Annotated in this window: 18 protein-coding genes; 13 read left to right on the top strand and 5 right to left on the bottom strand. The window is 43.3% G+C overall.

The features are described from left to right. Window position 1 precedes the first annotated feature (1 nt). The 10 genes from IGI96_RS03300 to IGI96_RS03255 all read left to right on the top strand — a co-directional run bounded on the left by IGI96_RS03300 (window position 2) and on the right by IGI96_RS03255 (window position 13,937). On the top strand, window positions 2–670 hold the full coding sequence (locus tag IGI96_RS03300; protein WP_086337956.1) for a DUF1961 family protein: 669 nt from the start codon (window positions 2–4) through the stop codon (window positions 668–670). After that, window positions 670–1,344 carry a YesL family protein gene (locus tag IGI96_RS03295; RefSeq protein WP_010749862.1) on the top strand — a complete coding sequence of 225 codons (675 nt, stop codon included), beginning with the start codon at window positions 670–672 and terminating at the stop codon, window positions 1,342–1,344. The genes IGI96_RS03300 and IGI96_RS03295 overlap by 1 nt, the downstream gene beginning before the upstream one ends. Further along, window positions 1,319–3,832: a hypothetical protein gene (locus tag IGI96_RS03290; protein ID WP_086337957.1), complete on the top strand. Its 2,514-nt coding sequence runs from the start codon at window positions 1,319–1,321 to the stop codon at window positions 3,830–3,832. The genes IGI96_RS03295 and IGI96_RS03290 overlap by 26 nt, the downstream gene beginning before the upstream one ends. Then, window positions 3,817–4,764, top strand: coding sequence for an ABC transporter permease (locus tag IGI96_RS03285; protein ID WP_005234199.1), 948 nt, complete (start codon window positions 3,817–3,819; stop codon window positions 4,762–4,764). The genes IGI96_RS03290 and IGI96_RS03285 overlap by 16 nt, the downstream gene beginning before the upstream one ends. 11 nt (window positions 4,765–4,775) lie before the next feature. Further along, complete coding sequence (locus IGI96_RS03280) at window positions 4,776–5,654, top strand: carbohydrate ABC transporter permease (RefSeq protein ID WP_005234200.1); 879 nt, start codon at window positions 4,776–4,778, stop codon at window positions 5,652–5,654. A gap of 86 nt (window positions 5,655–5,740) precedes the next feature. Then, window positions 5,741–7,951, top strand: a complete 2,211-nt coding sequence (locus tag IGI96_RS03275; RefSeq protein WP_086337958.1) for a helix-turn-helix transcriptional regulator — start codon at window positions 5,741–5,743, stop codon at window positions 7,949–7,951. A 193-nt stretch (window positions 7,952–8,144) separates the two neighbouring features. Then, entirely contained in the window at window positions 8,145–10,817 is a 2,673-nt protein-coding gene (locus tag IGI96_RS03270; RefSeq protein ID WP_086337959.1) for a beta-galactosidase, read from the top strand. After that, window positions 10,789–11,628: a sugar phosphate isomerase/epimerase family protein gene (locus IGI96_RS03265; protein ID WP_086337960.1), complete on the top strand. Its 840-nt coding sequence runs from the start codon at window positions 10,789–10,791 to the stop codon at window positions 11,626–11,628. The genes IGI96_RS03270 and IGI96_RS03265 overlap by 29 nt, the downstream gene beginning before the upstream one ends. A 285-nt stretch (window positions 11,629–11,913) precedes the next feature. Further along, on the top strand, window positions 11,914–12,897 hold the full coding sequence (locus IGI96_RS03260; RefSeq protein ID WP_254907811.1) for a LacI family DNA-binding transcriptional regulator: 984 nt from the start codon (window positions 11,914–11,916) through the stop codon (window positions 12,895–12,897). 272 nt (window positions 12,898–13,169) lie between these two features. After that, window positions 13,170–13,937: a histidinol-phosphatase gene (locus IGI96_RS03255; RefSeq protein WP_086337961.1), complete on the top strand. Its 768-nt coding sequence runs from the start codon at window positions 13,170–13,172 to the stop codon at window positions 13,935–13,937. 69 nt (window positions 13,938–14,006) lie between these two features. On the opposite strand, the gene add is transcribed toward IGI96_RS03255, so the two are convergent. The 4 genes from add to IGI96_RS03235 form a co-directional block, all read right to left on the bottom strand. Next, window positions 14,007–15,023 carry an adenosine deaminase gene (gene add, locus IGI96_RS03250; protein WP_438784824.1) on the bottom strand — a complete coding sequence of 339 codons (1,017 nt, stop codon included), beginning with the start codon at window positions 15,021–15,023 and terminating at the stop codon, window positions 14,007–14,009. A gap of 151 nt (window positions 15,024–15,174) precedes the next feature. Continuing rightward, window positions 15,175–16,281: an alanine dehydrogenase gene (ald, locus tag IGI96_RS03245; protein WP_081116086.1), complete on the bottom strand. Its 1,107-nt coding sequence runs from the start codon at window positions 16,279–16,281 to the stop codon at window positions 15,175–15,177. A 148-nt stretch (window positions 16,282–16,429) separates the two neighbouring features. Continuing rightward, the gene (locus tag IGI96_RS03240; RefSeq protein WP_438784823.1) at window positions 16,430–17,065 is read right to left on the bottom strand and encodes a C39 family peptidase; all 636 of its coding nucleotides are present in this window, start codon (window positions 17,063–17,065) and stop codon (window positions 16,430–16,432) included. Window positions 17,066–17,233: 168 nt separating this feature from the next. Then, complete coding sequence (locus IGI96_RS03235) at window positions 17,234–19,165, bottom strand: ABC-F family ATP-binding cassette domain-containing protein (protein ID WP_086337964.1); 1,932 nt, start codon at window positions 19,163–19,165, stop codon at window positions 17,234–17,236. 217 nt (window positions 19,166–19,382) lie between these two features. Here IGI96_RS03235 and IGI96_RS03230 point away from each other — a divergent pair, with 217 nt between their 5' ends. Then, window positions 19,383–20,057 carry a redox-sensing transcriptional repressor Rex gene (locus IGI96_RS03230; RefSeq protein WP_005228549.1) on the top strand — a complete coding sequence of 225 codons (675 nt, stop codon included), beginning with the start codon at window positions 19,383–19,385 and terminating at the stop codon, window positions 20,055–20,057. 93 nt (window positions 20,058–20,150) lie between these two features. Here the strand turns inward: IGI96_RS03230 and IGI96_RS03225 are convergent, their stop codons facing one another. Beyond that, complete coding sequence (locus tag IGI96_RS03225; RefSeq protein WP_086337965.1) at window positions 20,151–20,513, bottom strand: thioredoxin family protein; 363 nt, start codon at window positions 20,511–20,513, stop codon at window positions 20,151–20,153. A 220-nt stretch (window positions 20,514–20,733) separates the two neighbouring features. On the opposite strand from IGI96_RS03225, the gene IGI96_RS03220 reads away from it, so the two are divergent. Together IGI96_RS03220 and IGI96_RS03215 are read left to right on the top strand one after the other, a co-directional pair. Further along, the gene (locus tag IGI96_RS03220; RefSeq protein ID WP_086337966.1) at window positions 20,734–21,681 is read left to right on the top strand and encodes a permease; all 948 of its coding nucleotides are present in this window, start codon (window positions 20,734–20,736) and stop codon (window positions 21,679–21,681) included. Window positions 21,682–21,684: 3 nt separating this feature from the next. Next, the gene (locus IGI96_RS03215; RefSeq protein WP_086337967.1) at window positions 21,685–22,515 is read left to right on the top strand and encodes a TIGR03943 family putative permease subunit; all 831 of its coding nucleotides are present in this window, start codon (window positions 21,685–21,687) and stop codon (window positions 22,513–22,515) included. Window positions 22,516–22,646: the final 131 nt, after the last annotated feature.

Below are 22,646 nucleotides of genomic sequence, written 5' to 3'. Positions count from 1 at the left end.
AATGTTAGCGAAATTGATCTATGAAAATCCGCTGAACCAAGCAGTAGATATTCAACACTTTATTGCTGAAGGAGAGCCCAAAATTACTTTCCAAGACGGGATGATTCTGGCGAATACGTATTCTGAAGAATCAAACAAACAACCACATTTTGTTTTATGGCTGCCTCAACAATTTCCAGCGGACCTACGAATCACCTGGCAGTTTCAACCACTGGCTGAACCAGGATTATGTATGCTCTTTTTTGCAGCAACCAATCGCAAGGGTGGCTCGATCTTCGATTCTGGAGTACCCAAACGAACCGGGTCATATCCCGAGTATCATTCTGGAGGGATCAATGCTTACCACCTTTCTTATTTTCGAAGAAAGTATGAGGAGGAACGGGCGTTTGAAACGTGTAATTTGCGCAAAAGCCATGGGTTTCATCTGGTCGCCCAAGGCGCAGACCCACTTCCGAGTGTAGCAGATGCCCGAGGGTTTTATCACCTAAGAATCGATAAGGTAGGTGCAACGATTTCCTTTTGGATCAACGACTTATTGGTGTTAAGGTACCTTGATGAGGAACAGTTTGGTCCCGTATTAACTAAAGGAGCGATCGGATTTCGGCAAATGGCGCCAATGAAGGCCCGCTATAAAGACTTGAAGGTATATTCCTTAGAGGAGGAACGGTGATGAATTGGCAGAAAGCATATCAAGCAGCAGATTTTGTCTTTTATTGTTTGCTGATAAATGTAACCGTTATTATAGGTGCGCTAGTAGGTGGGATCATCTTTGGACTGGCGCCTAGCGTACAAGCAGGATTCCACGTAGCAAAGAAAACCCTTAAACAGGAATCGCCGCCTTTTTTTCAAACGTTCTTTGGGTATTACCGCAGGAACTTTTGGCGATCGAATCGCTTGGGCTTACCGATCATTCTCTTTTATTTGTGCCCCATGATGGTGATCCAGCAAGGATTTTTAGCGGCATTGACTCAAACAGGCTTGATCCTATTGATCGTTAGCCAATGCGTAGCGATCGCTGTGATCAATACATTGCTTAGCATGTACGAATATTATGTGCTCCCAACGAAGAAGTACCTAGGCGCTTCGCTACGCTTTCTTTTTTTTCAACCTATTGGCACCTTTTTAGGCGTCCTTTGGTTTGGGATTTGTAGTACGATCAGCTTTTTTCTCCCCGGTCTCCTTCCATTTTTAAGTATTGGGATGTGGATCATTGGCACAATGGGGATTTACTTGAAATTATTTGATGAAAATGAACAAAAGCTAAAGCAACAAAACGATGCAGTTCAACCTGCAGAGAGGGAAGAGGAGGAAATCGAACATGGCATTGAAATGGCTCAAAAATAAACCTAAGGGAAAACGTGGGCTGAGTTTTGGGTATCCATGGGAAAAAGGAGCTTTACAACCTGAGGTTCTAAGGGAGGAACTGTTTTTGCTGGGGGAGGAACCGCTGCAAACGAAAGTACTGGCTTACTGGCCAGATGGCAGTGTGAAATGGACAGGACACAGTGGTCTGGTGGCAGAAACGACGCAGTTACTTTTTCAAAGAAAACAGCGTGTCCAGAAGAAACAGGCGATTGCTAGGGAAGCTTACAACGGTATTTATTTTGACAACGGTACGATCAAAGGCTTCTTCCCGAAACATGGGGAAGGGAAAAATGTATTGGACTGGGTAGCGGTCAATGGGCAGAAAAAATTGCAAGATCTTCACGCAATCCTGCAATACCAAAACAAAAAGGTGCAGTCCAAAGTAACGGACTTGATGTTGGAAGAAAATGGTTCAGAAAAAGCCGTTATCAAAGTATCGGGCGTCATTGAGATCAATCAAGAAGTGGTGCAAGAGTTTATTTTACGGTTCCGCATCTTTCGCGAAATCAGCAAATTGGAAATCATTCATACGGTCATTATCATCAAACCACTTGCTTATGAAGGCATGGGGATAGCATTTGATTATGCGTTGACAGGTGATAATTGGAATCGACAAGTCAAATTTATTGCAGACGCTGTGTATCATGAAGCGGCACAATTGTTACTTTCACGGCGACACTATCAGCAAAACATTCCCTATCAACAACAAGCCAGTGGACAGCTCGTTTCATTGACCCCAGCGGACGAGCCGATGCTGTCTCATGCGGTGGAAAATGCTATTTGGGACAATTTTCGGGTCAATCAAATCAATCATCGGTCATTTGAATTAGAAAAACAGACCGAAGCTGGGTACTGTTGGTTGCCCATTGGGGATGGCGAGCATTATTCAGGTACCTTTTACGCTGGGGGAGAAACCGGCGGCGTTGCTTGCAGCATGGAGAAATTTTGGGAAAAAGCACCATCTGCGATCGAGGTGACAGGCATCACCCAAAAAGAAACCCAAATCACGATGTGGCAGTGGTCACCGAATGCCAAGCCAATGGATTTTCAGCACTATTCCAAACGGGATCATATGCTTAGCGGATACGAAGGAATGGAAGAGATTCGTTCGACGGCAGTTGGTGTAGCAAATACGACGCGTTGTTGGTTGGATCTATATGAAGAAGCCCCGTCAGAAGAAGTGTTGCTGGGCTTAGCTCAAGAAAACCAAGAACCTGCCCAGATCGTTTCATTGCCTGAGCGTTATCAAGAGACGAAGGTTTTTGGCAGGATCAGTTTACCAGACGAATCAACGAAAACGAAACAGTTGCTGGAGCAACAATTGACTGAGATGCGTCAATTCTATTTAGCAGAAGTCCAACAAAGAAGTTGGTATGGCTATTGGAACTATGGTGATGTCATGCATACCTATGATCAATTTCGACACCAATGGCGCTACGATCTTGGTGGGTACGCTTGGCAAAACACTGAATTGGTCCCTAACATGTGGCTTTGGCTAGATTTCTTACGGACTGGTGATCCAAGCGTTTACTATCTGGCTGAAAGCATGACGAGACATACTTCAGAAGTCGATCAGTACCATGCTGGTGAATACAAAGGATTAGGGTCACGGCATAATGTCATTCATTGGGGCTGCCAAGCAAAAGAAGTTCGAATTTCAATGGCGGGTCTCCATCGCTACTACTACTATTTGACAGCGGATGAACGCATTGGGGAGATTATGGAACAAGTCAAAGACAATGAAACCTATGCTTTTGATGCGTTACCACCGATGCGCGAGTTTTATGAACGAGAAACGAAGCGGATACCGATTCGCATCGGACCAGATTGGGCTGCGCTAGTCTCGAACTGGTTTACCCAGTGGGAACGGACGAATGATCCTGTTTACCTTGAAAAAATTCGCACCGGCATCACCTGCATCAAAGCCATGCCCCAGCGCCTATTGTCTGGTCCCACAGTGTTATTTGATCCACAAGACAAAACCTTATCTTATATGGGAACTGGGAATTTTGGCGGCTATCACATGGTCATCTCCTTTGGGGCACCGCAAGTTTGGTTAGAACTTGCTCAAGTGCTGGAAGACCCCGAGTGGACAGAGATGTTAGGGGAGTTTGGCTGGTTTTATAGCTTGAGTCCTGAGAGAAAAGCAGAAGAATCAAACGGGGTACTGACGGAACCTCATTTTGCCTGGCCAATGTTTGCGTCGACGATGATGGCCTTTGCTGGGCGAGTGCGTAACGATCAAGCAATTAGCCAAAGGGCTTGGCAGTTATTGCTTGATAATGACAAATCGGGTGTTCCATTGCCGATCGAAGCGACCATTGAAGCAGCGACAACGTGGAAAAAAATAAAAGAAATGCCGTGGGTATCGACCAATGTGTTGTCACAGTGGGGTCTAAATACGATTTGTTGTTTAGCACTGATCGGAGCGGAGTTAGAGGAGGAGAATGAATGGAAACAACAATAAAAAAAGTGCCGAAAACGAAAGAGCAATGGGGGAGTTTTCTCAACCATTTTAAACAAAATAAATGGCTCTATATTTTGACGATTCCCGGGATCATCTATTTTGCAGTATTTCGTTATGCACCGATGTATGGGTTGATCATTGCTTTCAAAGATTATGTGCCTTTTTTAGGAATCGCAGATAGTCCATGGGTCGGAACACAAAATTTTATGGATTTCTTCAATAATCCTGATTTCTTTCGGATCTTGTGGAACACGTTGATGATTGCCTTTTTAAACATCTTCTTTTCATTTCCAGCACCCATCTTTTTGGCACTGTTACTGAATGAATTGCGCAACAAGCTGTTTCAGCGGACCATTCAAACCTTCGTCTATGTACCACATTTTCTTTCATGGACGATCGTCGTTAGTCTTTGGCATATCTTATTCAACATCGATCATGGAGCGATCACTCAATTTATCGCTTCGTTGACAGGCGTTGAAATCGACTTTCTCTCAGACCCGCAATGGTTCCGCCCCATGATCGTGATGCAATCGATTTGGAAAGAGATCGGTTGGGGGACTATTATTTATTTAGCTGCCTTATCAGGTGTGGATCAGGAACAATACGAAGCCGCGATCATGGATGGTGCAGGACGTTTTCGTCGTGTGTGGCACATCACTTTGCCTGCGATTCGTTCGACGATCATCATTATGCTGATCATGCGGATCGGGTCGATTTTGTCTACTGGGTTTGATCAGATTTTCTTGATGACTAATCAGTTGAACCGAACAGTAGCAGATGTTTTTGATACGTATGTGTATATGATGGGGATCACCAATGGCGCTTACAGTTACTCAACAGCCGTCGGATTATTTAAATCGATCGTTGGGATCATCCTCGTACTTTGTACCAATAAATTAGCGAAACGCTTTGGCGAAAGCGGCTTATACTAAGGAGGAAAAAGATGGATACTTTACACAATACGAAGGCAGGGAAAATATTTGACATTTTTAATGCGCTATTTTTGGCATTGATTGGGTTATTCATGGTGATTCCTTTTATTTATGTGATCGCAGGTTCATTTGCTACGGAGTTAGAATTGACCACACGTTCGTTTTTCTTATGGCCAAATGAGATCAGTCTCGACTCCTATCGCTTTATTTTTTCAACCAACACCTTTATCCGTAGTTTGCTTGTAACGGTCGGCGTTACCATCGTTGGCACGCTGGTGCAGCTTTTCTGTACCTTCACCTTTGCCTATCCTTTATCACGCAAGCACCTAAAAGGACGGAACACCTTGTTGAATCTCGTGATTTTTGCAATGCTCTTTTCAGGTGGGATGATCCCAACGTTTATCGTGGTGAAAAATTTAGGACTGATCAATTCTTATTGGGCATTGATTTTGCCGATCGCGATCAATCCGTTCAACTTAATGATCATCAAAAACTTTTTCCAAGAAATGCCGATCGAATTGGAAGAATCCGCCAAGATGGACGGCTGTACGGAACTAGGGATCTTATGGAAAATCATTTTGCCATTATCAAAACCAGTGATCGCGACCTTCACCCTTTTTTACGCCGTTGGTATCTGGAACGACTTCATGAGTGGGTTGCTCTATATCAACGATTCAGCAAAATGGCCGATTCAGTTATTGTTAAGACAGATCACGATGGCCTCCAGTGGTGCCAATGCGTTAGCAAGTATGGACCCCAACTATGTGCCGCCTGAACAAGGAATCAAATTTGCAGTCATCATTGTGGCGACTTTACCAATTTTGATCTTCTATCCGTTTTTGCAAAAACATTTTGCCAAAGGAATGCTGATTGGATCCGTCAAAGGATGATACACTTCAATAGTTGTGGATAGGTTGTCATGCGTTTTTTCGCATGACAATTTGTTACATAAAATCTATTACAAGGGTGTTTGGGAATGAAGTACTTTAAAACAGGCGGTTTTCATCGAAAACTGCAGCTAGCCAGTCTATGGATCGTCGTGCCGCTATTAGCCGTTACAATCTTTTTGCATGCCTATTTGATCGGACCATTACAACGATCGTATCAAGAACTAAACAATCGCCAAGTCGAAGGAATCGTTAGTAACATCAACCAACAGTTCTCGCAGCTGGAAGTGACTTTAAGCGTTTGGGGGCAATCGTTTCAAAGGCGCTACCAAGAAGATTTATTGGAAACGACGAATTATCAGACGTTGATCCAGCTGTCGGAAGAATTGTTTTACTTAACCAATAGCTCCAATTATGTCAATCGAATCGGTATTTATTCGCTCGGAGAGGCGCCCTTTGGGATTGAAAGTGGCGGCACGTATGAATTAACGCTCGAGCAAACCAAAACAGCATTTGAACGCTATCGGATCGATAATGGTAGGCAGTATCAGTGGAAGATCATTGAAGAAGAGGATGAATTGATTTTTGTACAAAACATTGATAGCCAAGGCGAAGATCAGCCTAAAATTTTTTTAGTTGCAACGATCGACGAGCAATCATTGTTAAAGTATTTTTATGATACTCAAATTGAAAATGGTCTCGCAGCGATTTCCTTTAATCATGAGAGTTTTCGTTTTATTGGCGATCAGAACTTAGCGAATGTTATCCAACCGCTGAGTGAGGAGCATCAAGGAACCTGGGTCGAATCGATCAATGGCAATGATTATAGCATGATCGCCGTAAACAGTACGCGACTCAACCAAATATGGACATTTTATACCGTCGTTCCCTTAGCATTGATTACCGAGCCAGTCACTCATTTGGCTAGAGTGCTGATCGTCGTAAGTATTCTTTTTATTGCTTGTGTGGCAGTCATGAGTCTCTTTTTGGCAAAAAAACAATACCAACCTTTTGAAAAAACGATGGATCAGCTCTTTGGTAATACCCAATGGAAAAAAGAAAACGATCTGGAGTTTTTGGTGGACCGTTGGCAACAATTAAGTCGGGAAAAAGGATTGCTACAAAATCAGGCGGAACGCTTTCAAGATTCGCTGAAGCGGCAAGTGATCCAACATTTGATGGAAGGGTATTATGGCTATTTGTCAGAGGAAGAATCGCAACAATTACTGCAGCAAAAAAACTGGCGCTTAAGTGACCAAGGGTATCGCCTGTTTTATTTCCAACTCAATGATCTATTAAGCAATCAAGCAAATTCACAAGATGAAACCCACATTTTGTTTGCACTAGAAAACATTATAACGGATGTCACAGCCATGTTTTTCCCAGAATCAACCATCGTTTCGTCAAATGAAGGGCGGATTTTGGTTTTTGTGGTCAATCAAGAGCAGCAACTGACAGATTACTTCACGATGGTCACCAAGCAAATCAATTTGATCGTCTGTCGTTATGTCACCATCGTTAGTTCGCAACAAGAAACTGAGATTCGCAAGTTGCCTGAAGTTGCCCAACGTCTCAAAAAGCAAATCCATCTGCAACGGTTGATTCCCGAAAATCAAGTGCTTCAAGGAGAGAAAATGCGCCCGCTGCCGAAGTATTCTCTTTCGCAAGAAAATTTGATTTTAACAGCGCTGAAAAGTGGCTATCATGAAGAATTGCAACGAAGTGTCCAGCGGTTTTTGGAACAGGTCGTGGCAGAAAACAATCAACAGGCTGCGGTGATCTATGTGGTCAATCGACTGTATGATCAAGTCGATTACCTTTTAAATGAAAATGGTGTCTCACGAACGGATTATCTATCGAAAACGGTTGTGTTAGAGCGAATCGAACGACTTTTGGACATCAATCAAATCCAAGCCTTTTTGTACCATCATTTCTTAAAGCCCGTTTCCATCCTCTGGCAAGAAAATGTCGCTAATTCTTATAGTGAAATGATCCAAAAAGTAGCGGAGTACATCCAATCTGATTTTCGCAATGAACAAATTTCGTTAGAATATGTTGCGGATCGTTTCGAAGTAGACCCAATCTTTTTGAGTAAGGAGTTCAAGCGTGCCAAGCAGGTCAACTTTATTGATTATTTAACCAATGTTCGCATCGTAGAAGCAAAACGGCAGTTGCTAGAAACCGATCATCAAATCAATGAAATCGCAGAAAACCTTGGGTATAATCCCAGTTACTTCAATCGTTTATTTAAAAAGTGCACGGGAATGACCCCAGGACAATATCGAAAAGGTCAGAGCTGATCACTGTTGGTTGCTGCGGAAAAGCTCGCATTTTCGCAGCTTTTGCTCTGATTTTTCCATGTTTTCGTCAGCGAATGTTTTGTATAATAGAAAAGAAAGCGATTTCTAATACAGCTTAAGTTCAGCAAGAAAACCAGCGGACTTGTCAACGCTGTTGGAAATCTGATAGTAAATAGATGGAGGAAGAAAAGAAATGAAAATCGTTCTAGGCGGAGATTCAACCGTGGCGGATTATCCCCTTGATCAACAGCCAATGATGGGCTGGGGACAAGCCTTACCAAGCTATCTACCCCCAGAAGTAAACGTACGCAATTTTGCAAAAAACGGCAGTACGACTCGTTCGTTTATCGAAGAAGGGTTGTTTGAGCAACTCCTGCAAGAAGTCGAACCGAATACAGTCGTCCTACTGCAATTTGGACATAATGACCAAAAAGAGAAAAATCATGTCACGATGGAGGCGTACATTGCTCATTTGACAGACATGATCCGTCAAATCAAAGAAAAAGCAGGAATCCCGATCCTGTGTACACCTGTTGAACGGCGGGTAGGAGAAGAGGGACGACTGGCGCATACGTTGTCAGCATTTTTACCTGTCTTAAGAGAACTTAGTCGAACGGAAGAAGTAGTTTTGTTTGATTTAAATCGCTATACCTATCATTATTATGACACATTAGGACTAGAAGCTTCCAAAGCACTCTTTGTTTGGTTAGCACCGGATGAGCACCCCAATTATCCTGCAGGTCTCGCAGATGATACCCACTTTTCAAAGCTCGGGGCGCATATGATCGCTCGCTATGTAGCGATTCGTTTACAGGCGTTTTTCCATGAGCAACCACTGTTTCCTGATATTTATTACGGCGCCTGCATGTATCCAGAAGTCTGGTCGGAAGAAATCATGCAAAGTGATAGTCACACGATGAAAACGTTGGGCATGAATTTTGCTAGAATTGGGGAATTCATGTGGCGTGACTTGGAGCCTCAACCTGGAGAATATGATTTTGCGTTGTTGGAACGTGCGCTAGAACAGTACCAAGCAAATGGCATCGATGTTTGCTTATGTATTCCAACGCCAACTCCGCCCCGCTGGTTTACAAAACAGTACCCAGAAGCATTGGTCACTAACCAAGATGGAACGAAGATGCATCACGGCTCAAGACAGCATGTCTGTACCAACAACGAGGACTTTCGCCGTTATGCCTATCGGTTAACGAGAAAAATCGCTGAGATTGCCGAAAAACATGAAAATGTCGTTATGTTGCAATTGGACAATGAGTTTAAATGTCATGTCGATCTATGTTATTGTACGACGTGCCAAACGCGTTGGCATACGTATTTAAAAGACAGCTATCAATCCGTGACTAACCTCAATGAGTGTTGGGGAACGAAGGTGTGGAGTGAGTGGTATGACGCATTTGAGGATGTCGTCTTGCCGCTAACGACCCCATTTTTGCATAATTCTTCCTTGATGAATGCCTTTCGCCGTTTTACCACCGATACGTTGAATGAGTTTGCGCATGATCTTTGTCATTTTATCCGAATGGAGACCGCGTTACCCATTACCCATAACTCCGCTTTTGGGTTTAACTTGCAAAATGATGAGCTATTTGCTGATTTAGATATTGCTGGTTTTGATACGTATGCACCGGCAGACAACTATCCAGCGTATACGATGAACTTGGATCGTTGGCGGAATGTCAAACCGCGCAACAAGGAAATGTTATTGTTAGAAACTTGTACTGCCAATGCAGGTCATATTGAAAATTATGCGGCACCTCGTCCTCATGGGTTTGTCACAAGTGAAGCGTTCATTGGCTATGCTGGTAATTTGAAGTCCTTCTGCTTTTGGCATTTTCGTGGACATCGCTATGGTGTGGAGCAACCCCATAGTGCCGTGTTAACTGCTTGGGGGGAGCCAGATCGTGGGTATGAAGAAGTAGTTCGGATTGGCGAACTAAGACAACAGATCGCACCACTTTTAGCGGAAACGAAGTATGTATCGGCAAAAATAGCCATTATCTACTCGGATTACTCGAAACGTTTTTACACGATCGATCATGGGGGTGTTTATGATTATCGCAGCCTGTTTACCGAATTTTACGGCAGTCTGATTCGCCAAGGGATTCGTGTAGAAATCATTCAAGAAAATAGTCCGTTAGAAGAGTATGATGTTGTTCTTGCCCCATTTGTTCGTTGGATCAGTCCTACCTTGTTGAAAAAATTTGCCGCCTTTACTGAAGCAGGAGGCAAGCTGATTTTAGGCCCGATGACGGGGGATCGGACAAAAGAGCTGGCGTGGCCAGCGACGAATGGCTTAGATCGTTTAGGAGAATGGCTCGGGTTTGACCAAATCCAGCAGTTTACGGTGAAAGGACTGACTTATCAGCTAACCTATGACGGCCTAAAAGAACCTTTGGATCATTTGGTCACAGTTTTTCACTGCCCAGAAGATTGGGAAACGATCGGACGAGGGAATGACCAAACGCTACTAGCTAAGAAACAACTGGCTCAAGGAGAGATCATCTATTTAGGTGCGCTACCTAGCAATTTACCAGACAGTTTGATATGGCAGTCGTTTTGTCGCAAAGAACTTTTCCCTTATGAATCAGAGCGCCAGTTGATCAAATGTTCGGAAGGTGTGATGAAGTATCGCCGAGAGTCAGCGACCCATGTCCAACTCTGGATCAGTAACTTAGGGCTGACGACAGCTGATTTTACCTTACATCTACCCGGTTTCGAACGCTTATCAGGTGAAGCGCTGGCGCGCGGTAACCATAGGCTAGAACCTTATGAAAATTTGATTATTGAATGGGAAAAAATAGTAGAAAGCGAGGAGTCAGATGATTCATTTAGCCATCCGAGGGCATGACCTTTCAGGAGAATATACACCAAAGCAGTTAGCACAAGCGGTAGGTGCAAAGAAAATAAAAAACGTTCAGTTTGCCTTGAATGCGTCTTTTCCAGATCTAAGTGCTCCTGAAAAGATGAATCCAGGTATGGGGACCTTCTTCAAGAATGAATTCCAAGAACAAGGCGTTCAAATCGCTTTGTTAAGTTGTTATAGTAACTTGATTCACCCCGAACCAGGGGAACGAGAAAAAATCTTACAGAAATTTGAGCGCTATTTATTCCATGCCCGTTATTTTGGTGCCAGCATGGTGGCTTCAGAAACAGGCTCAGTCATTGCCGCGCTGGGATATAGCGAAGAGAATTTTTCGGATGAGGTTTTTGAAGACTTGATCCATGTGATCCAGCGACTCGTTCGAGTGGGAGAAAAATATCAAATCATGGTAGGGATCGAAGCTGGACTGAATCATCCGCTGTATTCGAATCAGCGCATCGCCGAGCTGATTGAACGTGTTCCTTCTGATTATTTAGGGATCATTTACGATCCAACGAATTTGATCACCGCAAAAACGGCTGCTGATCAAGTCGCATTGGTAGAAGAAGCATTTACTCTTTTCGGAGAGAAAATCGTCTGCTTGCACCTAAAGGATTTTCAACTCTCGGGAGAAGAAGTGATCCCTGTCCCATTAGGCGAAGGACAAATACGGTATCCAGAAATTTTACAGCTTTTGATCAAACACAAGCCATACTGTTACGTGGTGCTAGAAGAAACAAAAGATGCTGGGATCGATCGTGCGGTGGCGTTGATTGAAGGCTTAGATCTAAAAAATTAGCTGGGGGTTTGTGTAGATGATTGTGTAAGAGAACACGGGAGTAGTTTTCTTGTTTTCTTAAAAAACGCTGGCATTGAATGCAAATTTTATCTAGCATAGAAAAGTTGTTTATGATGAAATTTCATCTAAACAACTTTTTTATTTTCATAAAAATAAAAAATACTAGATAAAATTTGTTATTATAGAATAAAAATAAGTGTTTTGGATTGTTGCATTCGGATAATGGATCAAATGGAAAAGGATTTAATATTTACGAGACATGTAAAAGAGAGAAAGGAGGAACCAATGGCAAACATGCAAGACGTGGTAAAACTTGCCAATGTATCTGTGACCACCGTCTCACGAGTGATCAATAACAGAAAATATGTCAATGAAGAAACAAAGCAGATTGTGCTAGAAGCAATTCAAGCACTTGATTATGTACCAAATGAATTAGCACGGTCCTTTTATTACAATTCCTCAAAGATGATAGGCTTGCTGATTTATGATTTGAAAAATGATTTTTATAATCAATTTATTACCCGAATCGAGTCGCAACTGATTGAGAAAGGCTATAGTTTGATGATCGGTACCACACAAGGGAATCCTGAAAGAGAAACCTATTTTTTGAACTTGTTTCTCGCAAATAATATTGATGGGGTAATTTTATGTACCAACCTTTGTACGCAAGGTCCGTTGTTGCAAAAGGTTCTCAAATTACCTCTAGTGAGTGTGGGTAGAGTCCTTAGCGATGAAGTATCCTCCGTTTCTGCGGATAATACCTCAGGTGGACAGTTGGCAGCACAGATCTTAATCCAAAATTGTTGTCGCGAGATCCTCTTCATTAATGGACCAAAGACATTACATTCCGTTCAAGAAAAATCAGCTGGTTTTTATCAAGTGATGGACCAATACCCAGAGATCTATGTTCACGAGGTCATACTCGATTTTGTAAATGTCACGCAAACTTCCTTTGATCAACTTTTTCGTCAATGGCCTTCTATCGATGGCATTTTTGCGGCAAGCGATTTTTTGGCAGCCTGTGCTTTACGTTCCCTTCATTCACTGGATAAAAAGGTTGGTGAAGCGATTCAAGTGATTGGTTATGAAAACACCAATGTTTGTCTTTGTACTAGCCCTTTGCTTTCGTCCATCGCACGACCATTAGAGGAGATGGTGGATTGGACGACCCAGCTACTTTTTCAAGAGGTACAAGGAGACAAAACCGCACCAAGACACGTCCTCTTGAAAAATTCATTTGTCCCAAGAGAAACGACTCAATGGAAGTGATGGGAAAAGAAGCAACCGATTGCAGCTTTCTTTTGATTGTCTTGGGATAGCCGCAATTCTATAATGAAATGGACTGGAATAAATCCAGAATGAGGAAGTTGCTAAGTGATAGGTGTTGATAGCTAGTACTATTTTTCGAAAAAATGGTTCCGCTTACAAAAGATTTTGTAAAATAACGAACGGTTTGAAGGATAACGCCTCAAGAAGAGTGTACCTAAAATGCGATCACAAAAACAAATTAACCTAAATGTAATAAGAAGGAGTGATTAACCATGTGGAAAGCAAACTATCATACCCACACAACTCGATGCAAACATGCACGGGATTCTGATGAAGACTATGTGATCAAAGCCATCCAAGCTGGCTTTAAGGAAATTGGCTTCGCTGATCATTGCCCTTGGCCCTTTGAGGATGGGTATGTCTCGCCCATGCGGATGGATGTTGTGCAATTGGAAGATTACGTTTCATCGGTGAAAAGCTTACAGGAAAAATACCAAGGACAAATCGATGTGAAATTAGGTTTAGAGTGTGAATATTTTGAAACAATGATCCCTTGGCTAGTTGCAGAGAAAGAAAGGCTGTCGATCGACTATTTGATTTTTGGCAATCACTTTCCTGAAATCGAAAGCAATCACTATTACGACCATACACCCGGGGATTCGGTAAAAGCGATCAAAGATTATCTCCGTGTTTCTTTACAGGGAATTGAATCAGAAATTTTTGCTTATATGGCACACCCAGATGTGTTCATGCGGGGCTATAAAACCTTCGATTCTCATTGTGAAGAAGTTGCCTACCGCCTATGTGAAAAAGCCAAAGAGTATCAACTGCCGTTGGAGTATAATTTGGCAGGCTATACGAACGGTGGCTATCCGCATCCTGAATTTTGGAAGATCGCCAAGGAAGTCGGCTGCTCTTGTATTATTGGGATCGATGCCCACGAGAGTGCGGCTTTAACGAATACAGAAATTTACGAAAGAGCTCTTTTAGAAATCGATGCATTGGGGTTAACACGGATCGATCGGCTCTTCTTTGCGTGAAGGAAAGAAAGTTGAACGTTTTGGAAATAAAACATGGACGCCAGTGGGGATCACTAGCGTCCATGTTTATTAGAATTGCCATTCTTGAATTTTTTTCAAGAGTACCGCTTTGTCGGCAGCTTCCGCAAAGGAATGCTGAGCGGCGGTTTCGTTTAAGAAGCGCATCTCTGATTCGGTCATGTCGCAATGATGAGCCATTTGCAGGTATTCATTGGTCAATGTCGTGTTTGAGACCGTTCGGTTATCGGTGTTCAAACAAAAAGGGACCTTGGCTTTTAGCCATTCTCTTAATGGGTATACCGAGTATGTGGGAATCGCACGCGTATGAACATTGCTGGTAGGACAGCCTTCGATACAGCGATTTTGTTCTCGAACAAACGCTTGAGCAGTAGGATCTCCTTTTAAGGCGATGCCGTGGCCAATCCGCTGCGCACCGCTTTCGATGGCTTGATAAATGTTTTGCACACAGCCGCAGTCGCCTGCATGTAAGGTCAGTTGGACACTTTGGTTCTTGAGGAACACTTGATAGCTGGCAGCTAAATCAGGGACGTACCCGTCTTCTTCTGGACCTGCCAGATCAATGCCGACGACTTTTTCATCGGTAAGAGCGATCGCTTCATCAAAAATCGCCGTAATAGCTGGTAGGTCTTCTTGACGCATCCCAATGATCAAAACATTGCCTTTGATTGGGTAGCGTTCTTCTGCTCGTGCGATGCCTTCGATCACGGCTTGGATGGTCTGGCTGCAAGTGAGTCCTTTGTCCATCGATAAGCTGGGAGCAAAGCGGATCTCAATATAAGCGACCCCATCTTGAGCGGCTTGTTCCATCACATCATAGGCGGCAGCTGCTAACGCTTCTTGTGTTTGCAAATACGGCCGAACGAAATCAAAGCAGCGAAGATAATCCCTCAGGTCATGACAATCTTTGGGGGCTTGCATCTGTGCTTTCACAGCTTCTATGTCTTGCTCGATCGGTAGTTCTTGCTGATTGGCGATGGCGATCAATGTTTCTGGACGAATGGAACCGTCGAGGTGGCAGTGAAGTTCTACTTTGGGAAATGCTTGGATTTGTTGTTGAGTAAGCACAGTGTTCCTCCTGTCTAGGTCGAATTTTTTTAAGTATGAATATAGCATACTTCCAAAGCCCATGCTACCCAAAAAAGGAAATTCTCATAGAAAGCAAAACAGCAGCCGCGAATTACTTGTGCGGCTGCTGGTTTTATTGTGGGAGAGTGACTCAAATCAATTCCGATAGATCGGTAAAAGGCAATGACAGATCGTGAGCGGCTTCTTTTGAAGTAAATGCGCCCTCATAGGCGATGACCCCTTTGGCAAGTGCCTGATTTTCTCGCAACGCTGCTAAAGGATCGTTCGCTAGCTGCTGGGCATACGGTAAGGTGGCAATGCTCAAAGCGATGGTTGCCGTTTGCGGCACAGCACCTGGCATATTCGCGACTGCATAGTGAATAACTTCTTCCCGGATATAGGTTGGCTCGTCGTGGGTAGTGACTTTGTCTTCGGTCTCAAAAATTCCGCCTTGGTCAATGGCAATATCGACGATCACGGATTTTTCAGGCATCTGTTTCACCATGTCGCGGGTCACTAAGCACGGGGCTTTTTGTCCTGGCAATAAGACGGCTCCTACCACCAAGTCTGCGGATTGGATCGTTCGTTCGATATTCAAGCGATTGGAATACAAGGTTTGAACTTGACCAGAAAACTGTCGATCCAGCTCTTGTAAGCGTGGGATCGAAACGTCTAAAATCGTCACTTGTGCGCCTAAACCTACAGCGACTCTCGCGGCATTCTCACCGGCAACGCCACCACCAATGATCGTTACCCGACCTTGACGGACACCGGGAACACCTGAAAGCAGGATCCCTTTTCCGCCATATATTTTTTCGAGAAATTGTGCGCCGATTTGAACAGACATTCTTCCAGCGATCTCACTCATAGGCGATAGCAGAGGCAGGGTGCCGTTCGCCAGCTGGACGTTTTCATAAGCAACAGCGATCACTTTGCTGTCGATCAATGCTTGAGCAAGCTGTTGATTGGCGGCTACGTGGAAATAGGTGAATAAAACCAGTCCCTCATGCAAAAAGGGGTATTCTTCTGGTAAAGGTTCTTTGACTTTCATAACCAATTCAGAGGCCCAAACCTCTTCAACGGTAGTAATCGTAGCGCCGACTTCCTGATACGCTTGATCAGAAAAGGTTGATCCTGCACCAGCGCCTTGTTCAACGAAGACTTCGTGTCCGTCTTGGACTAACTCATAGACTCCCGAGGGCGGCAATGCCACACGATTTTCATTGTTCTTGATTTCTTTTGGGATACCGATTTTCATAGACTTCACACCTTTCTTTCTTCCATTATAATAGAAAGCGGATTCCTAAGGGGAGAAAGAATGGTTTTTTTATTAAAAAAGTAAGATCCAGTTGCTGCCTACGCCACGACAAAGAAAAAAGCCCCGAAAGGGGACTTTTTTTGATCAATCAGCTGAAGGTCCAAAAACGCAAGCTTTGATTAGCGATTTCATCTAGTGTGTAATAGATAGCGTAATGGGATTTTTCTGGATCATCATTGGGATCTAAGACAAACACTTGATCGTCCATCATTCCACCTAAGACCATAATATGGCCGCCATCTGTAAATTCCCCTGGAGTCACAGAAACGATGACGGGATGATTTTGTTGCAAGTAAGCTTCAACGCTGGCTAGATCTGTGCCAAGATCATAATAGTTGTAGCCGTTTGCATCGGCAAAGTCAGAAAAAATCCGCCAGTCCGTTCCTTGGCCGTCAACGTAATAATGATCTCCTGCCCAGTCGAGGACTTCTAGTGGCGAAATGGGATAGCCTTCAAGATAGGATTGAACCATCGCAAGAGAAGCAATCGCACAGCCATTTTCTGCTAAGCTTTGGCTGCCATCATTGCCATAGGATCTATCAGCCCATTCTTCGTTCGTCTGCAAGAAAATCGGTGTCGTGATGTCCATTTCCCATAAGTAAGCATTGATATCTTCACTAAAAATAGCCTGAGAATAAACATATTCGTCGTCATAACTCTCATCACGTGTTCGGACAACTCTCCGTACAACACGTGATGAGAGATTCGATTGAACCCTATCCAAATCAACGCCAATCCTGCCAAAACAACCATTGGCCGACGCTTTCGATAAACATCTGTCTGTTTTTGCATTTTTCCCTCCTTGTTTTACGAATCGTACGTATTCATCCTGTTCTTTTAAGTAAAACAAAGGAGGGGGCGCTTGTCATCGGCCTACAGACCGATTCCACGATCAACTTTCAAATGCCTCTAGTTCTAAGCTAGTGCTTTCCCATGCTTCTAATAGGGCTTCTTGTTCAGTGCGGGCTTGTTCTAATGCTTGATTCAACGAGGTCAATTTGACATGATCATTCAACGCATCTGGTGCGGTCATGTCTTGTTCCAGTTGTTGGATCGTTTCTTCTATTGCGGCAAGTTCTTCTTCGATTTGGGCGACTTTTCGCTGTAAGGTTCTAACGGCTTTTTGCTGTTCTTTGCTTTGGACAAAGTTTTGCTTGCCCGCTGAGAGAGTGGTTTCGGTTGTTTTTGCTTCCAACATTGCTGCGATCTCAGCTTCTTCTTGTTTCTTTTCTAAATAATAATCGTAATCGCCGAGATAGAGCTTGCTGCCGTTTTCAGACAGTTCCACGACCTTGGTGGCGATTCGATTGATAAAGTAGCGGTCATGAGATACGAAGAACAAAGTGCCTTCATAATCGATCAGCGCATTTTCTAAGACTTCTTTGCTGTCGATGTCTAAATGGTTGGTTGGCTCATCCAAAATCAAGAAATTGTCATGGTCCATGGCTAATTTTGCCAAAGCGACACGGGCTTTTTCGCCACCGCTTAATAGCGTGATCGGCTTTTCAACATCTTCTCCAGAAAATAAGAAGCTGCCTAATATATTGCGAATCTCGACTTCAGGTGTGGTACTGTGGTCATCCCAAAGCTCATGGAGGATCGTTTTGGTTGAGTGCAGATCGGATTGGGTTTGGTCATAGTACCCGATTGAGACATTGGCGCCAAAATGGACCTTTCCTTGAATAAAGGGGATTTTATGAATCAGCGATTTCAGTAAGGTTGATTTGCCGATCCCATTCGGTCCTACTAAAGCGATCGCATCTTTGCGCCGAACATCTAAGTCGATGGGCGCCGATAAGACTTCTTCTTCAGAATAACCGATAGCGGCATTTTCTACTTGCATCACAACATTTCCTGAAGGCTTTTCAATAGAAAAAAGGAAGTGGGCGGATTTTTCATCTCCTTGCGGGCGATCCAGCCGGTCCATTTTCTCTAATTGCTTACGGCGGCTTTGCGCGCGTTTGGTGGTAGACGCACGGACAAGGTTGCGGGCAACAAAGTCTTCCAGTTTATTGATTTCTTCTTGCTGCTTTTCAAAGGCTTTCCATTCACTTTGCAACTGCTCCGCTTTCAGGGTCAAATAGCGGCTGTAATTGCCTTTGTAGTGGCGCATTTTTTGACGACTCAGTTCGTAGACTTCGTTGACGACTTTGTCTAGGAAGTAACGGTCATGGGAAACGATCAGCAACGCACCGGCATATCCTTGCAGATAGTTTTCCAACCAAGATAACGTTTCGATGTCTAAATGGTTGGTCGGTTCATCGAGGATCAAGATATCAGGTTTTTGCAGCAGCATTTTTGCTAGTGCCAAGCGGGTTTTTTGACCACCAGAAAGGGTATTGATGGCTTGCGTGTAAAAAGAAGGATCAAACTGAAAACCGTGCAAGACGGAGCGAATCTCATTTTCATAGCCATAGCCGTTTTTTTCTGCAAATTCATGCTGCAATTGGTCGTATTCTTTCAGGAGATTGCCAGAGTCAGCAGCAGGATCTGCTTCGGAGATGGCGATCTCTAAGGTACGCATGCGCTGCTCCATCTGCCGAACCGTTGCAAAAGCTCCTAGCATTTCTTCCCAAACGGTGGCTTGACTATCAAGTCCGGTATCTTGAGCTAAGTAGCCCATCGTAGCGGTCTTGTTTTTAGCGATCGTTCCTTTATCAGGACTTTCGAGTCCAGCAATAATTTTCAGTAGCGTTGATTTACCAGCACCGTTGCGCCCAACAAGCGCGATTCGGGAATTGCTGGCAATTTCTAATTGGATATTTTCAAATAAAACCTCGGCTCCGAAAAGACGGGCGATTTGGTTGGCTTGTAATAAAATCATGTGTATGTCATTCCTATCTTTAAGAAACTTGTCTGTATCAAGGTTGCAATACTACAAGTCTATCATATTTTAAGGGAAACGGCGATTGGGAAAAAGTTTGATTTTACCATTATAAAATTTATATTTCAAATTATGAGCATTCAAATTGATTTTTGAACAATGTATTTGTTATGATAGCTTCATCACAAGTGAATTTTTCACAATGGGGGAGTATTCTTTGAAAGATCATCAAATTCCAAAGGCAACAGCGAAGCGATTGCCTTTATATTATCGTTACTTGCGTATTTTGCACCAAGCTGGCAAATTAAAAGTTTCTTCGACCGAACTAAGTGAAGCTGTTCAAGTTGATAGTGCGACGATTCGCCGCGACTTTTCCTACTTTGGTGAATTAGGCAAACGCGGCTATGGCTATGACGTTGAAAGCTTGATGCAGTTCTTTGCGAAGACATTGAACGAAGACCACATGACGAATGTAGCTTTAGTCGGTGTCGGAAACTTGGGGAGCGCCTTGTTGAAATACAAATTTCACCAAAGCAACAGCATTCGGATCAGTGCTGCATTTGATGTCAATGAAGATCTAGTTGGTCGAATCGTAGATGGTGTGCCGGTCTATCCAATGGATGACATGAAGGAACAAGTGAAGATCCAGCAGATCGATGTGGCTATTTTGACGGTTCCCGCACAACATTCACAAGATTTAGTGAACGAGCTTGTGAAAGCTGGCATTAAAGGAATCTTGAACTTTACACCTGCACGGATCACTGCACCAAAAGGCGTGCTGATTCAAAACGTTGACTTAACCAATGAATTGCAAACATTGATTTATTTCTTGCATTCAGGCAACGTCTTGTCCCATGAAGAACCAGTAGAAGAACCATCACTAAGCGAATAATCGTATCACATAAATAGGAACCAACAAAACAGCTGCCAGATCGTAGTATATACAACGATCTGACAGCTGTTTTTTGCTTTTTCGCCACTGAACTTACTCGTCTAACTGGTCAAAAAGTGATTCGTAGGAATCTTGCTCTTCAACGCTTGTGAGCGCTTCTTGATACCGCAAGATTTGTTGAGTCAAACGTGTGAAATCGATGATGCGGGCTTCACGATGCACTTCTTTCCCATTCGCGAACAAGAGGACGACGGGAACCGTCAAGACCGAAAATAAACTGGCTGCTTCTGGCTCTGCCAGCGTGTTGATGGTTAATAGGGGGAGTTGCTGGGTTTGTGCCAGTTTTTGGATGCGTGGTTTGTCTGCAACACAAATACTGCAATTCGGTTGAGAGAGATAGAGTAGTGCCAACGGTTGTTGGGCGAGCTGCTCTTGGATCGGTTGATTTTTTTGCATAAGTCATTCCTCCATGGAAAATGTACGCTGTTCTTGAGGAAAAGTCAAAATATCTGCTAGCAGCTGATCGCTTAGGTGAGTAAGAAGGATTCAAAGATAAGGGAAATCTAAAGCAACGATTAAAAAAATAGGCTGCTTTAAAAAAAACGTTGTATAAAAAAAGGAAAAAACGTATAGTAATTCCAGCGTTTCGAATTTATTGATAAAGAAGGTTAAAGTTATGTTTCAGGCATTACCGAATTCTGTCCTGCAAATGAGTGTTATTTTTTTATCTATCGTCATTGAAGCCTTGCCGTTTGTCCTATTGGGCTGCTTGATCTCAGGTGCCTTACAAGTCTTCTTGACGCCAGAAAGAGTCACGAGACTCTTACCAAAAAACAAATTGGCATCGATCACAGTTGGTTGTGGTCTGGGGGTCTTTTTTCCTTCCTGCGAATGTGGGATCGTACCGATCGTTAATCAGTTCGTAAAAAAAGAGGTGCCAGTGTATACGGCGTTTGCCTTTATGCTGACTGCACCGATCATCAATCCTATCGTGATTTTTTCTACATTCATTGCCTTTGGAAATTCCGCGAAGTTCGCCTTTTTGCGTGTACTGGGCAGCTTATTGGTCGCAATGGTCGTGGGGATCTGGCTGGCGTATTTTAACAAACAAGAGATCTTAAAAACACGGCTTGCCAATCAATTAAGTGGCGGGAATGAGCAGGCAGCTCACCCACACCATCATGGGCATGCTCACGCCCACCATCAAACGGAAAAGACCAGCCATCCACTCCTTCGGCAGATTCGTCATTTGTTGCAGCATAGTTTGGATGAGTTTTTCGATACTGGGCGTTATTTAATCATTGGTGCGTTGATCGCCTCAGCGATGCAGACCTATCTGCCAACTGGCTTGATGCTGACATTAGGCTCCACGAAGCTGTTAGCGGTCTTTGTCATGCTGCTGTTGGCATTAACGTTATCCTTATGTTCCGAAGCAGATGCCTTTATCGGCTCTTCGTTGTTGAGTTTATTCGGCACGGGACCAGTCGTCGGTTTCCTGGTTTTTGGTCCAATGGTAGATATTAAAAACCTGTTGATGATGAAGCGGTACTTTTCGGGGCGTTTTATCGCTTCTTTAGTTGGTTTAGTCGCAATCGTCGTTTCAATTTATGCATGGGTGGTGTAAAGAATGATTCGTTTTTTGATCTTATCAGGCTATTTTGAATTGATGATGTATTTGCAAGTGACGGGCAAACTTAATCAGTTTATCAACATTCATTATCGCTATCTCGCTATTTTATCCATGATCATTTCTTTATTAATGGCTTTGGTCCAGCTGTATTTTTGGGTCAAACAAGAGCCCGAGCATCATCATGACGATGAGCACCAGCATGGATTGGAGAAAAAACACCAACGAGTGATTGCGTATTTTCTATTAGCCTTACCGATCATCGTGGGTCTCTTTTTCCCCACCGTTAGCTTGGATACGACGATCGTTGAAGCAAAAGGGTTTAATTTCCCCCTAAGTGAAGAATCTGTGGGGGATCCAGAAATGACGACCCAATATCTGAAACCCGATACAAGTCTTTATTTTAACAAAGAAGATTATGACACTCAGATGGATGCAGCATTGGCACGTTACGCCAAAGATGAGACGATTGCGGTAACGGAAGAAAATTACTTGGAAGTCATGGAGTTGATCTATACGTACCCGAGCGAATTTATTGGCAAGAAAATCACCTATGATGGATTTGTGTACCATGCAGATCAAGATGATGCCAATGAAATCTTTTTGTTTCGTTTTGGCATTATCCATTGTGTGGCTGATTCAGGCGTTTTTGGTTTGCGAGTGGAATTACCGCAACAAACAACGGCAGAAAATAACCAGTGGCTCCACGTGGAAGGGACGATCCAATCGAAGTACTATCAACCCTTCAAACGGGACTTGCCGATGGTGGTAGCAGACCAAGAGAAGACGATTGAAGCACCAGAAAACCAGTATGTCTATCGCGCTTTCTAGCTTTTTTTAAGAAAGTTCATAAAAACATCATAAACCTTTGTTATAATGGAGAAAATCTAAGCATATGTTTGTAGTTTTATCAAACGTTTAGTACAATATAGTAGGAACATATGCTAAAATCTATACAAAAG

The organism is Enterococcus sp. DIV0421 (assembly GCF_051713745.1).
Lineage (GTDB): Bacteria > Bacillota > Bacilli > Lactobacillales > Enterococcaceae > Enterococcus_D > Enterococcus_D casseliflavus.
Note: the sequence above shows the minus strand (reverse complement) of the source record. Positions and strands in the feature narration are given on the sequence as shown.

What these genes read in the sequence shown, in the direction of transcription:
- IGI96_RS03300 (WP_086337956.1), top strand. Translation starts at nt 2, where the DNA reads ATGTTAGCGAAATTGATCTATGAAAATCCGCTGAACCAAGCAGTAGAT.
- IGI96_RS03295 (WP_010749862.1), top strand. Translation starts at nt 670, where the DNA reads ATGAATTGGCAGAAAGCATATCAAGCAGCAGATTTTGTCTTTTATTGT.
- IGI96_RS03290 (WP_086337957.1), top strand. Translation starts at nt 1,319, where the DNA reads ATGGCATTGAAATGGCTCAAAAATAAACCTAAGGGAAAACGTGGGCTG.
- IGI96_RS03285 (WP_005234199.1), top strand. Translation starts at nt 3,817, where the DNA reads ATGGAAACAACAATAAAAAAAGTGCCGAAAACGAAAGAGCAATGGGGG.
- IGI96_RS03280 (WP_005234200.1), top strand. Translation starts at nt 4,776, where the DNA reads ATGGATACTTTACACAATACGAAGGCAGGGAAAATATTTGACATTTTT.
- IGI96_RS03275 (WP_086337958.1), top strand. Translation starts at nt 5,741, where the DNA reads ATGAAGTACTTTAAAACAGGCGGTTTTCATCGAAAACTGCAGCTAGCC.
- IGI96_RS03270 (WP_086337959.1), top strand. Translation starts at nt 8,145, where the DNA reads ATGAAAATCGTTCTAGGCGGAGATTCAACCGTGGCGGATTATCCCCTT.
- IGI96_RS03265 (WP_086337960.1), top strand. Translation starts at nt 10,789, where the DNA reads ATGATTCATTTAGCCATCCGAGGGCATGACCTTTCAGGAGAATATACA.
- IGI96_RS03260 (WP_254907811.1), top strand. Translation starts at nt 11,914, where the DNA reads ATGGCAAACATGCAAGACGTGGTAAAACTTGCCAATGTATCTGTGACC.
- IGI96_RS03255 (WP_086337961.1), top strand. Translation starts at nt 13,170, where the DNA reads ATGTGGAAAGCAAACTATCATACCCACACAACTCGATGCAAACATGCA.
- ald (WP_081116086.1), bottom strand. Translation starts at nt 16,281, where the DNA reads ATGAAAATCGGTATCCCAAAAGAAATCAAGAACAATGAAAATCGTGTG.
- IGI96_RS03235 (WP_086337964.1), bottom strand. Translation starts at nt 19,165, where the DNA reads ATGATTTTATTACAAGCCAACCAAATCGCCCGTCTTTTCGGAGCCGAG.
- IGI96_RS03225 (WP_086337965.1), bottom strand. Translation starts at nt 20,513, where the DNA reads ATGCAAAAAAATCAACCGATCCAAGAGCAGCTCGCCCAACAACCGTTG.
- IGI96_RS03220 (WP_086337966.1), top strand. Translation starts at nt 20,734, where the DNA reads ATGTTTCAGGCATTACCGAATTCTGTCCTGCAAATGAGTGTTATTTTT.
- IGI96_RS03215 (WP_086337967.1), top strand. Translation starts at nt 21,685, where the DNA reads ATGATTCGTTTTTTGATCTTATCAGGCTATTTTGAATTGATGATGTAT.